General features: G+C 44.2%; 11 protein-coding genes. 6 read left to right on the forward strand and 5 right to left on the reverse strand.

Features of this window, described 5'->3' with window-relative positions; translation table 11 throughout:
• Positions 1-266 precede the first annotated feature (266 nt).
• Complete coding sequence (locus tag ACH0AB_RS00225; protein WP_406876735.1) at positions 267-791, reverse strand: C40 family peptidase; 525 nt, start codon at positions 789-791, stop codon at positions 267-269.
• A 425-nt stretch (positions 792-1,216) separates the two neighbouring features.
• Positions 1,217-1,942 carry a YggS family pyridoxal phosphate-dependent enzyme gene (locus ACH0AB_RS00230; RefSeq protein WP_353551061.1) on the reverse strand — a complete coding sequence of 242 codons (726 nt, stop codon included), beginning with the start codon at positions 1,940-1,942 and terminating at the stop codon, positions 1,217-1,219.
• 253 nt (positions 1,943-2,195) lie between these two features.
• On the opposite strand from ACH0AB_RS00230, the gene ACH0AB_RS00235 reads away from it, so the two are divergent.
• Complete coding sequence (locus ACH0AB_RS00235) at positions 2,196-3,245, forward strand: type IV pilus twitching motility protein PilT (protein ID WP_406876736.1); 1,050 nt, start codon at positions 2,196-2,198, stop codon at positions 3,243-3,245.
• A gap of 49 nt (positions 3,246-3,294) precedes the next feature.
• Positions 3,295-4,446 (forward strand): PilT/PilU family type 4a pilus ATPase, encoded by a 1,152-nt coding sequence (locus ACH0AB_RS00240; RefSeq protein WP_406876738.1) that lies wholly within the window; start codon positions 3,295-3,297, stop codon positions 4,444-4,446.
• A 70-nt stretch (positions 4,447-4,516) separates the two neighbouring features.
• Here ACH0AB_RS00240 and ACH0AB_RS00245 read toward each other — a convergent pair whose 3' ends face one another.
• A complete protein-coding gene (locus ACH0AB_RS00245; RefSeq protein WP_406876739.1) occupies positions 4,517-5,041 on the reverse strand; it encodes a GNAT family N-acetyltransferase in 525 nt (174 codons plus the stop codon).
• Between the two features lie 125 nt (positions 5,042-5,166).
• Here ACH0AB_RS00245 and ribF point away from each other — a divergent pair, with 125 nt between their 5' ends.
• The 4 genes from ribF to fkpB all read left to right on the forward strand — a co-directional run bounded on the left by ribF (position 5,167) and on the right by fkpB (position 11,028).
• Positions 5,167-6,180, forward strand: coding sequence for a riboflavin biosynthesis protein RibF (ribF, locus tag ACH0AB_RS00250; protein ID WP_406876740.1), 1,014 nt, complete (start codon positions 5,167-5,169; stop codon positions 6,178-6,180).
• A gap of 459 nt (positions 6,181-6,639) precedes the next feature.
• On the forward strand, positions 6,640-9,969 hold the full coding sequence (gene ileS, locus ACH0AB_RS00255) for an isoleucine--tRNA ligase, N-acetyltransferase domain-containing (RefSeq protein WP_406876824.1): 3,330 nt from the start codon (positions 6,640-6,642) through the stop codon (positions 9,967-9,969).
• A complete protein-coding gene (gene lspA / locus ACH0AB_RS00260) occupies positions 9,962-10,510 on the forward strand; it encodes a signal peptidase II (RefSeq protein ID WP_406876741.1) in 549 nt (182 codons plus the stop codon). Before ileS ends, lspA begins: the two co-directional genes overlap by 8 nt.
• Positions 10,511-10,533: 23 nt before the next feature.
• A complete protein-coding gene (gene fkpB, locus ACH0AB_RS00265) occupies positions 10,534-11,028 on the forward strand; it encodes an FKBP-type peptidyl-prolyl cis-trans isomerase (RefSeq protein ID WP_095355898.1) in 495 nt (164 codons plus the stop codon).
• 83 nt (positions 11,029-11,111) lie between these two features.
• On the opposite strand, the gene ACH0AB_RS00270 is transcribed toward fkpB, so the two are convergent.
• Both ACH0AB_RS00270 and ACH0AB_RS00275 read right to left on the reverse strand, forming a co-directional pair.
• Entirely contained in the window at positions 11,112-11,789 is a 678-nt protein-coding gene (locus ACH0AB_RS00270) for a hypothetical protein (RefSeq protein WP_406876742.1), read from the reverse strand.
• 95 nt (positions 11,790-11,884) lie between these two features.
• Positions 11,885-12,517: a hypothetical protein gene (locus ACH0AB_RS00275; protein ID WP_076776320.1), complete on the reverse strand. Its 633-nt coding sequence runs from the start codon at positions 12,515-12,517 to the stop codon at positions 11,885-11,887.
• Between the last annotated feature and the right edge of the window lie 94 nt (positions 12,518-12,611).

The raw sequence follows: 12,611 nt of genomic DNA on the forward strand, positions 1-12,611 counted from the left end.
TTGATTAGTTTTAGTCGTTTGCATTTAACTTACCCTAAAGATTATATAAGGTATTATTGCTTCATTCTAATACTTTATTAATAACCAATGGGTAAATGTTTAATTTTTTTTAATTATTCTTGACTTATCTATTTGTATCAAAATTTCCTCGACAAAATAAAAAAGGTAAGCATAAGCTTACCTTAATCTACAGTTTACAGCATTTTAACTTGATTGGTTGATTTAACCTGATTGTTTAACATTCATCGTGACGTTGCCAATTGAACTTAAGCGTCCAAGACACGGCGCGCTGTCACGAATTTGTTTGCCCAATAGCCAGAATCTAAACTTGTAATAGAAATGCTTTTGCCGGTTGATGGGGAATGAATAAAACGACCTTCACCGATGTACATGCCCACATGAGAGATACGACCACCACCCTGAGAGAAAAACACCATATCGCCTGGCTTTAACTCACTACGGCTAATACGTTCACCCACTTGTGCCATGCTGCCTGAGGTACGTGGTAGATTGATGTTGGCGGTTTGTTTATAAACATATTGCATAAAGCCGCTACAATCAAAACCACTCGTTGGGCTCGTTCCACCCCAGCGGTAAGGTAAGCCGATAAAATTTTTGGCTTTTGCAATGAGACTATCTACTTTTGAGCTACCCTCTGGATTTTCAGAAACGCTTGAGTTAAAGCTACTGAAATATTCTGTGATACCATTGTCGGCATTGGCAGCGGTTGGGGCTAGGCTGAACAAGACACAAGGTAGAGCGGTCAATAAAGTTTTTTGAAGAAAGTTCATAGGGCTTTAATCCGTTCAGAACTTTTATCCGTATATGGGCTATATCAAAATTGATTACTAGAAGCTAAAAAGTTGATATACGGATAAAAATTACATAACTATTGTATTGGTTACATTCTGTAAAACAACGCCATCATACCAATAAAGTTTTTTGAATGTGGATATCTTTTTTCCATAAAATGTTAAAAAATATTACAATGTAAGCTAATTTGCTTACAGAAAGCTTATAGAAAGCGTACAGCAATAATTGGGTAATAAAATCGTTAATTTAAGACAACATTGGGTTAAATAACGGCCTATTACCCGGTATTTATTTTGGTGTAATGTAAAAAAAGCAGGGTCAATATGTAACTGACCCTGCTTAATAATTGAGCAAAAACGGCTAAAAATTGTCAAATTGCTGTCTTTTTACCCCATCATTCGCACTAATCTCTCGCCCCAAAAATGGCGGTGCCAATACGAACGATGGTGGCACCCGCGGCAATGGCTTGTTCAATATCGCCGCTCATGCCCATTGACAAAGTATCCCACTGCTCAGGATGCGCATGATAGCGCTTGTTTTGCTCAAATAATTGCTGGGTTTTGACAAAGGCAGCGGCTGAATTTTTGGCAGGGATAATCATCAGTCCGCGTAATTGCAAGTTGGGTAATTGGCTAATCTCTGTCACCAATTCGGGTAACTGGTTTGGCTGGCAGCCTGATTTACTGGCTTCATCGTCAATATTGACTTCGATACAGATATTGAGTGGCGGAAGGTGTTCACCCCTTTGCCCATTGAGACGCTGGGCAATAATTAAGCGATCGACCCCATGCACCCAATCAAAATGCGCCGCCAACTCTTTGGTCTTGTTACGCTGGATATGACCGATATAATGCCACACCAATGGCTGCTCGTTGGCAGTAACGTCTTTGAGTGCGGCGATTTTTGCCACCGCTTCTTGCACATAGTTTTCACCAAAATCTTGCTGACCTTGCTGCGCTAAGGTGCGAATCATCCAGTTGGGTTTGGTTTTGGATACCGCAAGCAGTTTGACAGTTGGATTGAGCCTAGCAACGTCAGTTTTCACCTGTTGCCAACGCGCTATCAAGGCTTGGTTTTCAGCATCTGTTGCGCTTGTCGCCAATGGCTGCTGTGCGTCGAATGTTTGCATGGTTAACTTTTCCTGTTGATAGTGGACTGGCTTGATGGCTACCGGGTTAAGGTAACGTTTTTTTTGCACTTGTGTGCCCAATTTTCCAATTGAGTTTAACATAAGCTAAAATCAACAAAAAACTATGACCCCTAGTCAGTTTTTTCTGTTTTTTTTGTGGACGGATGATTATAGTATAGCTATCTTTTTTTCCCGCGGCTTTTTTCTATTGCTGCTTTTGTATTTTCATTACCCACCTGTAGGATTCGCTATCATGGCAAAGGAATTATCGATTGACGATTTGTTGCGTTTTGCATTCAAAAATAAAGCCTCTGACTTACACATTTCAGCAGGCTTACCGCCGATGATTCGGGTAGATGGTGAAATTACCAAAATCAACATGCCACCGCTTGATCACCAAAAAGTGCATAGTTTGATTTATGACATCATGAACGACAAACAACGTGCCGATTATGAAGAGTTTTTTGAAACCGATTTTTCTTTTGAAATTCCCCATGTGGCGCGCTTTCGTGTCAATGCCTTTAACCAAAACCGGGGCGCAGGTGCGGTATTTCGTACTATTCCATCTGAGGTATTGACGATGGAACAGCTGGGTATGGGACCGATTTTTGAGAAAATCTCTAACTACAAACGCGGCGTGGTACTGGTCACAGGTCCAACAGGTTCGGGTAAGTCAACAACCCTTGCGGCGATGATTAACTATATCAATGAAACCCGTAAAGAACATATCTTAACCATCGAAGACCCGATTGAATTTGTGCATCAATCAAAAAAATCCCTCATCAACCAACGGGAAGTCCACCGTGATACCTTAAGCTTTGATGCTGCGCTGCGCTCTGCCCTACGTGAAGACCCCGATGTTATTCTTGTCGGTGAGATGCGTGACCTTGAGACCATCCGCTTGGCATTGACGGCTGCTGAAACAGGACACTTGGTATTTGGGACATTGCATACCTCATCTGCTGCCAAAACCATTGACCGTGTGGTCGACGTGTTCCCCGCCGCCGAAAAAGACATGATTCGTGCGATGTTATCTGAGTCGCTGCAAGCGGTTATCTCGCAGTCGCTACTCAAACGCCAAACAGGTGGTCGTGTCGCCGCGCATGAAATTATGATTGGTACGCCTGCGATTCGTAACTTGATTCGTGAAAACAAAGTCGCCCAAATGTACTCTGCCATCCAAACCAGTGCAGGCGATGGTATGACCACACTCGATCAAAGCCTTCGCGAGTTGGTCAATAAAGGCGTGATTAGCAAAGAATCGGCGCGCCAATATGCCAAACAACCTGAAAATTTTATGTGATAACTGTTTGATAGAAACAATCTTATAAAAACAATGCGAGAGACGCGTTATGGATCTTGATAAATTACTGCAGCTAATGATACAAAAAAACGGCTCCGACCTTTTTATCACCGCCGATGCGCCCATATCAATGAAAGTCAATGGTACTATCGCGCCAGTCACCAAGTCAGCGCTGACCCCAGAGCAATCGATGACGCTGGTCAAAAGCGTGATGACGCCTGCTCAAAGCAAAGAATTTGACGACACCCTAGAATGCCAGTTTGCCATTATTGACAAAAACCAAACCGCACGCTTTCGTGTTTCCGCCTTTGTCCAAAAAGACTGTGCGGGCATGGTGCTACGTAAAATTGAAACCAAAATCCCCACGGTAGAGCAACTCAATCTACCACCGATTTTGAATGAAATTGCCATGAAAAAACGCGGCATCGTGCTACTGGTCGGTGCGACAGGTACAGGTAAATCTACCACACTGGCAGCTATGATGGGGTATCGCAACGAAAATTCGCGCGGCCATATTATCACCATCGAAGACCCGATTGAATACCTGCATGAACATAAAGGCTGTATCATCACCCAACGCGAAGTAGGCATTGATACCAAGTCATTTGAAGCAGGATTAAAAAACGCCCTACGTCAAGCACCTGATGTGATTTTGATTGGCGAGATTCGTACCCGCGAAACCATGGATTATGCCATTCAATATGCTGAAACAGGACACTTGGTGTTTGCCACCCTACACGCCACCAATGCCAACCAAGCGCTTGAGCGTATTATTCACTTCTTTGAAGCAAAACATCACGAGCAGATTTTGATGGATTTATCATTGAACCTTCGAGCCATTGTGGCGCAGCAATTGATTGCTACCCCTGATGGCAAAGGTCGCCGCCCTGCGATTGAAATTTTGCTCAATTCGCAACTGATTGGTGATTACATCCGTAAAGGGGAAATCCACGAAATTAAGCCTGTCATGAAACGTTCCCGTGAAATTGGGATGCAAACCTTTGACCAAGCGTTGTTTGATTTGTATGAAAATGGCGACATCACTTACCGCGATGCCATCCAACACGCTGATTCACCCAACGATTTACGCCTACTTATTAAGCTGGAAAGTAAATCAGCCAATAAAATTGATGAAAATGAACTAAATTTCTCCCTGCAATCTGATGATAATAGCCCCGCAAATGAGAACACAATGTTCTAACAACAGGCTATTGTCCAATAATCATAGTAACTATGTAACACAAAAAAGGCTCATATTGAGCCTTTTTTATCTAATCTACACTTTTTCCCAAAATCACCACATCAGCAATAAATCCGTTCATATCGCAAACTTGCTTAAACTTGCCCCATGGCTCAAATCCTAGCTTCTCAAACATCACAAGGCTCGGTGTATTATGCGCAAAAATTAGCGCAACCACTTGCTGCACGCCACAACTTGGCGCAACTTGGATTAAATAATTGACCAACGCCTTGCCCACACCTTGCCCTTTGGCTTCATCTGCCACATAGATACTGATTTCAGTACTGATATGATAGGCAGGACGCGCATATAAATCAGATAAACTGCCCCAACCGATGATTTCACCTAAGCTATTTTCGGAGCTAGTTTGGGCAACCACCAACGGACGGTTGCCCGTATGAGCGTCAAACCACGCTTGCCTATCTGCCACGCTCACAGGCTGTAAATCTGCCGTGGCTTGCTTACCTGCGATACTTTGGTTATAAATTTCAACGATGCGCGGTAAATCATCAATCGCAGCTAGGCGAATACAAAGGTTGTGATGCGCTGCAGACATAGCGACTCCAAAATTAAACCAAAAAATGCGGCTAAAATTTGCCGAAAAATCTTATTAGCGCGTATGTTAGCAACATTTTTACTTTATAATAAGCGATTTCATAAAATTGATAGTTTGCGATGCTCATGAACGTGATTGATTTATCTGACTGGCTAAAAAGTCCAACCCTATTACCTGATTCGGTACTGACGATTGGTAATTTTGATGGGGTACATTTGGGTCACCAAGCGATGCTGGATAAAGCCAAATCTTTGGCAAAATCTCAGCAACTTGCCAGTATGGTGATGATATTTGAACCACAGCCGCGTGAGTTTTTTAGCCCCCAAACCGCCCCCGCAAGGCTCACCAATTTGGCAGAAAAAACCCAATTGATTGCTGAACATCGTATCGATAGCTTGATTGTGGCAAATTTTGATAATGACTTTCGGAATTTATCGGCACACGATTTTGCCAAAATGTTGGTCAAGTTAAACGTGAAGCATCTGGTATTGGGGGATGATTTTCGCTTTGGGCATGACCGCACTGGCGATAGTGAGTTTTTGCGTGTGTTTGGCTTGCCTGTGCAAATTTTGCATACCGTGACCGACCATGCGCATCAAGATGAGCGTGTCAGCTCAACCCGCATTCGAGACTGTTTGCAACAAGGGGACTTGGCAACGGCAAAGCATCTGCTAGGGCGAGATTATGCGATTACTGGCATGGTGGAACATGGCGATAAAATCGGCCGCACACTTGATTTTCCCACCGCCAATATTGCGCTAAACCGCATCAAGCCTGCCCTACATGGGATTTTTGCGGTATCGGTGACCGCTACCGATGGCACAGATTTATCAACACTGGGGAGAAACAGTCAAACTGGCGTGCAAGGACTTACTAAAGGCAGTTTATTTGGCGCTTGCAATGTGGGTACTCGTCCTGCGCTAAAAAATAAGTATGGGGTAGAATGGCGACTGGAAGTCAATTTTCCGAAGTTTGATGGAGATTTGTACGGCAAAGAACTGACGGTGACGTTTTTGCATTTTTTACATGGGGAAAAAAATTATGCTGGGCTTGACGCATTAAAACAAGGCATTGCCCAAGACGTGGTGGATTTACTTAACTGGCGCGAGCAGCAAGCTTTTGCGAAATCAATCCCTTAATGACTTTGGCGTGTCAGCCTCCACCCTGCTACTCCTAAGCAACATACTAGACTTACCCAAGCTAGCCAAATTCTTTGAGTCGGTAGGGTTAAAAATAACCTGCCTATACTTCCTTATACGCTGCGCTGCCATTTGGCATTGACTGTAAATGCTTTAACCCTTGTAAGCTAGTGGAAAATTGTATCCTTCCCCAACTATCTTTAGCGTTTTCAACTATTTTCAGCATTTTATAGGTATTTTGGTGAGTGAGATTTTTTTGTGACAAACTTACCAAAATTAAGAGTGAGATAAGCCAAACCACGCTTTGTCAATCTGCCAATTTTAACATATAATACCCTGTTATCAATTTTTTACCTTTTGCACTTTTTATAGAATACCGAGAGTTACATGACCGACAACACTGACAATCAGTCAATCGACTATAAAGACACCCTAAACCTTGCCGATACCGTATTTCCCATGCGTGGCGACCTTGCCAAACGCGAACCTAAATGGCTAGAACAATGGTTTGCCGACGATGTGTATGCCCAAATTCGTCGCGCTCGTCAAGGTCGTGAAAAATATGTATTGCATGATGGCCCTCCCTATGCCAACGGTCAGATTCACTTGGGTCACGTGGTGAATAAAGTGCTTAAAGACATGATTGTCAAATACAAGACGCTTGACGGTTATGACGCGCCGTATGTACCGGGTTGGGATTGTCATGGATTGCCGATTGAGCAAAAGGTAGAAGGCATTATCGGTAAAGTGGGTCAACCCCATAAAGACAAAAGTAAAAACGGTGCCATCGTGACGTCAACCGAGTTTCGCGGCGCTTGCCGTGACTATGCCAAAAGCCAAATTGACCTGCAAATGGTTGACTTTAAACGCTTGGGCGTACTGGGTGACTGGGAAAATCCTTATCTGACCATGAACTTCAAGCAAGAAGCTGATACTGTCCGTGCATTGGCAGAAATCTACAAAAACGGTCATATCACTCGCGGTATGAAGCCGGTGAATTGGTGTTTGGATTGTGGTTCGGCGCTCGCGGAAGCGGAAGTGGAATATGAAGATAAAAAATCCGATGCGATTTATGTCGGTTTTGATATCGTCAACCGTGAAGCATTAGCGGCGACTAAAGCGATTGATGGCGCTTTACAGGCGGTGATTTGGACTACCACGCCTTGGACGTTGCCTGCCAATCAGGCGATTACCGCAAGCTCTGAGCTAGAGTACTCCGTGGTAAAAGTCACGTTTAACAAACAAGCGTTTGCTATTCCTACCACGCTTGACACGCCTAATTATTTACTTCGCCGTTTAACCAAAGACGATAAAATCGCTTTACAGGCAAGTGCATCTGACCCTTTGATTTGGGAATCGTTACCGGAAAAACGCCACGAACCTGCCGTATTTGAGCCGTATTTCAAAAAAGCCCTTGAGCAAAAAGCCTTTGCGATTGTCGATAAAAAAACCAATAACATTATTGGCACGACCCGTTTTTATGATGATAATGCTGAAGAAAATTCAATTGCCATTGGCTACACCTTTTTAACCCGTGAGTATTGGGGGTCAGGGGCGAATGCTGAAATTAAATCGGCGATGCTAAGTCACGCCCAACCGCAGCGAGAAACGATTTGGTTTCATGTTGCCCCCGATAATCAGCGTTCGGCTAAAGCGTTAGAAAAAATTGGCGCAACTTATCACAAAACCGCTGACAATGGTTTAGGCGAGCGCTTGTTTTATCAAATGGCAGGCGAAAAACCACAGGCGAAAATCAGCCATTTGATTGTCGCTTACAATTTAGTTCCGCATTTAATGAGTGTGTTTAACGCCAAAGAATATAGCGTTGTTGCCACCGTGAAAGGCGATGCATTAACTGTACTTAAAGCCCAGCATCCACTGATTGCTGAGCGTCAGGTGCCGATTATCACAGGCGACCACGTGACGGCAGATAGCGGTACGGGTTTGGTACACACTGCGCCCTCGCACGGTGTCGATGACTATGTGGTCGGGCAAAAATTTCACTTGCCCACCGAAAACCCAGTCGCAGGTAACGGCGTGTATTTGCCTGAAGCCAAAGTTTTTGTCGGCGAGCATATTTATAAAGCGCAACCAAAAATCATCGAAACGCTCAAAGCCAGTGGCCATTTGCTCAAGCATGACGTGATTACTCACAGCTATCCGCATTGCTGGCGACACAAAACGCCGATTATTTTCCGTTCAACGCCACAATGGTTTATCAACATGGAAAGCCAAGGTCTGCGTGAGCAAGCGTTGACCGATATTCCAAAGGTGGTATGGACGCCAAGTTGGGGACAAAATCGCATCGAATCGATGATGCATGGTCGCCCAGATTGGTGTATCAGCCGCCAACGTACTTGGGGCGTGCCGATTGCCTTTTTCATCCATAAAGACACGGGCAATTTGCACCCAAATACGGCTGAGCTGATGGAAAAAGTCGCGCAAGTGATTGAGCAAGGTGGTGTGGAAGCATGGTTTGATGCCGCGGCTGAAGACTTTATCGGGGATGATGCTAAAGAATATCAAAAATCGACCGATACGCTAGATGTCTGGTTTGACTCAGGGTCAACCAATTTTGCCGTGCTCGCCAATCGTCCTGACTTAGCCAATCCTGCGGATTTATACCTTGAAGGCTCTGACCAACATCGGGGTTGGTTCCAGTCGTCGCTTTTGGTGAGTGAAGCGATTTATGGTCGTCCACCGTACAAGCAAGTGTTGACGCACGGGTTTACCGTAGATGCCAAAGGCTATAAATTATCAAAATCCAAAGGCAATACCAAAGGCTTTGAGCCGCAAGAACTTGCCAATAAATATGGCATTGATATCGTGCGCCTATGGGTCGGCTCAAGTGATTACCGTTACGAGATGGCGGTATCGACTGAAGGCTTTGCGCGCACCACGGATATGTATCGCCGTATTCGTAACACCATTCGTTTTTTACTGGCGAATACAGATGACTTTGACCCAGCGACCGACTTGGTAGATGCTAGCAATTTGGTCAGCCTTGACAAGTACATTTTAAAACGCGCTGAGGCGGTACAAGCTGACATTCGCCAATCTTATACCAACATGGATTTTCACCAAGTGTGTCAAGCGGTGGTGGGTTTTTGTTCACAAGATTTGGGCGGTTTTTATTTAGACATCATCAAAGATCGTCAATATACCACCAAAGCCAATGGTGAAGCGCGCCGCTCAGCACAAACCGCGATTTATCATATTGCCCATGCGTTACTGCGCTGGATTGCACCGATTTTGTCGTTTACCGCACAAGAAGCCTGGGAAATCTTAAAAGGTCATCACACAAGCAATGGTAATGGCTACATCTTTACCGAGGAATGGTATGAATTCCCACCCGTGGTATTGGATGACGTGAGCGAATCGGATTGGCAAGCGATTTTGAATGTCAAAGAAACCGTCAACAAAGCCTATGAAATTGCGCGCACTGATAAAGTGATTAACGCCAATTTATCGGCTAATGTCACCGTGTATGCACCAGATACTACCATGGCGTCACTCAATCGATTAGGCGATGAACTCAAATTTGTGTTTATCTCAAGTCAAGCAAGCGTAAAACCATTCGCTGAAAAACCAAGCGATGTGACCTTTACCGATGAAGCCACTGATTCAAATAACCAAGTTGCGGTAGTGGTCAAGCCTGCCTCGGGTGAAAAATGTATCCGCTGTTGGCATATTCGCGAGGATATCGGCATCAATCCTGCCCATCCAGAAATCTGTGGTCGCTGCGTCGAGAACGTCGAAGGTCAAGGCGAGGTACGTCATTATGCCTAATACACAGGTAACGACTGCTGCCACTCATTCATCCACTACCCTACCCATCAACGGCAACAAAGCCATGATGTGGTATGCTATTGCGGTTTTGGTAATGATTATTGACCAACTCACCAAGTTGTACTTTGAGCACAACTACCAGCTGTACCAAACCACGGCGATTATTGAGCCGATTTTTAACTTTACCCTTGCCCACAACTATGGCGCGGCGTTTAGTTTTTTGGCAGATAAAGGCGGCTGGCAAAAATGGCTGTTTAGTGGACTGGCACTGGCTGTTTCCTTTGGTATCATGGCGTATCTACGCAAAATACCCCAACAAGCTAAATTATTGGCTTTGGGCTTATCATTGGTGCTGGCGGGCGCTTTGGGCAATTTGATTGATCGGGTACGTTTGGGCTATGTGATTGACTTCTTGCATGTGCACTATGGCAATGCGTGGCATTTCCCAATTTTTAATATAGCTGATGTGGCGATTAATATTGGCGTTGCGTTGATTTTAATCGATGCGTTTTTATTAGAATCCAAACGTAACACCCTTTAATTTTTAGATGGATGAACAACCGCATGAATCATGACATTATTACGCCAAACGAACAAACCCGCATCACTCAAGACTCAACCGTTGATTTGCATTTTGAGGTCAGCTTAGAAAATGGCACCGTCATCGACTCAACCTTTGAGCGTGGCGAACCTGTTCGCTTGGTGGTGGGTGATGGCAGTCTGCTTGAAGGGTTTGAGAAGGTACTCATCAACTTGACAGCGGGTGACACGCGCACTGCATCGCTGTCGCCTGAGGAAGCATTTGGTGAATGGAACCCTGATAACGTACAGACTTTTAGTCATGCGCAGTTTGCCGTGACGGGCAATCTGCCTGAAGTCGGTACCATGATGGAATTTGAAGATAAAGGCAAAACCACGCTCGTGGGTGTGGTCAGTGACGTCACTGAAGACGCCATCAAAGTGGATTTTAATCATCCATTGGCAGGTCAAAATATACTGTTTAAAGTGCAGATTTTTAGAGTGACCCCTAAAGACAGTAAAGGTATCACACTAAGCTGACCTTAAGCTAAATGGAAGTTTTCAATAAACAATCACTGACAATAAAAATCGCTGATTAACTCTCAGCGGTTTTTTATTGTCTATCAATTAACCGTTTGGGTATCATCGTCTGCCGCATCACCTTGTTTAGCGTCTGATTGTTCTGCCAGTGTTGCGCGCTGCTCAAAACGTTCACCCGTCGCTTTAATGCCCCACACCAATTCCACAAAAGCGCGGTTATTGATGAGCGGCTCATCTTCAATAATCAAGAAATAGCCCGTTTTGTTGATCCATAAAAACACAATACTGGTATTGGGCATCAACATATCAATACTGGTAAAAAATGACACCCCATAGCCATGCACCGCCCAACCGCGTTGCTGTTGGCGTTCTAAAAAGCCATAAAAATCGGCGGCGGCTACCGACAGCGTATCTGCTTCTTGCTGAGTAAAGCCCATTTTTGCTAGACAAAAGCCTTCATCGGATGCAATTGCGACTCGGCGACTACCCGATAGACTCGCTGCTACATATTTTAAGAAATTATCTAGCTGCACGTGCGGAGCGACCACCCGCTTTTCAAGGGTCTCAATCCAACCTTCTTCGATAAACATATCTAGCCAAGTGTCACTATAATGCTCACCCCATTCCCGCGCCGTCATACTTTCTTCAGGGGCGAGCACCGCTTGCAAGGCTAGTTGCTGCTCTGAGGGATTGGCGCTTGAAAAACTATGCAATACCCCGGCAGGCGTTAAAATTATATAAGTGTCGTTTTGTTCTGGCATGCTGCTTTCCTTAAATTTTGATAGACGGCAAAGGTCATGTTGTCAATCACTGTGATAGGCTTGGTAAATTCAAAAGCTAATTCATTCGGCTATAATTAAGCGGCTTGCTTGGCAAAATATTCTTTGGTTTCAAGCCATTTGTCATTAAAATCCCATTTGTTTTTTGACATTTCCCACCAAACCATACTAAATGCCAATCGGTCATGACAAACAACACAATGGTTAAAGAACTCTTCCTCGATTTCGGCAATTTGCTCGGCTTGATCTTCTGGATCGTCTTCTTCTTCCATAATATCTAATAGCGAAGCAATCGTCATTTGTGCCACTACTTTTGAGTCATCAGTGGACACACGTAGTTGGTGTTGATAAGTGTTCATTGAAGGCGATACCAATACGCTCCAGCGTGTGGCAAGATGGCTTACTTTAAACACATAGTCACCATGATTGATGCATTGGTCAAACCCTTGTAGCAGTGTTGGCGTTAGTTTTTCTCTGACTTGGTTGAGGATACGGTCACCAAAATAGGGCACGTCAAACCAACAACCATAAAACATATCGGCTAACGCACCTTGTAAGGGCTCTTTTTCATCAAGCTCCATCGCTGCCATGATGCGGCTGGTATGGATATCCATATTCATCGGTTGGTCAATCACTTGTCGACTATAGAGACGAAAATTAAGCCAATGTTTTTGAAATTTTCTACGATTACGATTCGACAATGAATACATGCTGATTCCTCAAAAAATTAGCCTAATTATATAAAAAGTTATGTGACAAGGGTGAGGTATTAATGACTAGCGCTGTGAAAAACTGCCGCATTTC

Source organism: Moraxella sp. 179-F 1C4 NHS (assembly GCF_045370505.1).
Taxonomy (GTDB): domain Bacteria; phylum Pseudomonadota; class Gammaproteobacteria; order Pseudomonadales; family Moraxellaceae; genus Faucicola; species Faucicola tetraodonis.

What these genes read in the sequence shown, in the direction of transcription:
- ribF (WP_406876740.1), top strand. Translation starts at nt 5,167, where the DNA reads ATGAACGTGATTGATTTATCTGACTGGCTAAAAAGTCCAACCCTATTA.
- ACH0AB_RS00275 (WP_076776320.1), bottom strand. Translation starts at nt 12,517, where the DNA reads ATGTATTCATTGTCGAATCGTAATCGTAGAAAATTTCAAAAACATTGG.
- ACH0AB_RS00270 (WP_406876742.1), bottom strand. Translation starts at nt 11,789, where the DNA reads ATGCCAGAACAAAACGACACTTATATAATTTTAACGCCTGCCGGGGTA.
- ACH0AB_RS00230 (WP_353551061.1), bottom strand. Translation starts at nt 1,942, where the DNA reads ATGCAAACATTCGACGCACAGCAGCCATTGGCGACAAGCGCAACAGAT.
- ACH0AB_RS00235 (WP_406876736.1), top strand. Translation starts at nt 2,196, where the DNA reads ATGGCAAAGGAATTATCGATTGACGATTTGTTGCGTTTTGCATTCAAA.
- ACH0AB_RS00225 (WP_406876735.1), bottom strand. Translation starts at nt 791, where the DNA reads ATGAACTTTCTTCAAAAAACTTTATTGACCGCTCTACCTTGTGTCTTG.
- ACH0AB_RS00245 (WP_406876739.1), bottom strand. Translation starts at nt 5,041, where the DNA reads ATGTCTGCAGCGCATCACAACCTTTGTATTCGCCTAGCTGCGATTGAT.
- lspA (WP_406876741.1), top strand. Translation starts at nt 9,962, where the DNA reads ATGCCTAATACACAGGTAACGACTGCTGCCACTCATTCATCCACTACC.
- fkpB (WP_095355898.1), top strand. Translation starts at nt 10,534, where the DNA reads ATGAATCATGACATTATTACGCCAAACGAACAAACCCGCATCACTCAA.
- ACH0AB_RS00240 (WP_406876738.1), top strand. Translation starts at nt 3,295, where the DNA reads ATGGATCTTGATAAATTACTGCAGCTAATGATACAAAAAAACGGCTCC.
- ileS (WP_406876824.1), top strand. Translation starts at nt 6,640, where the DNA reads ATGCGTGGCGACCTTGCCAAACGCGAACCTAAATGGCTAGAACAATGG.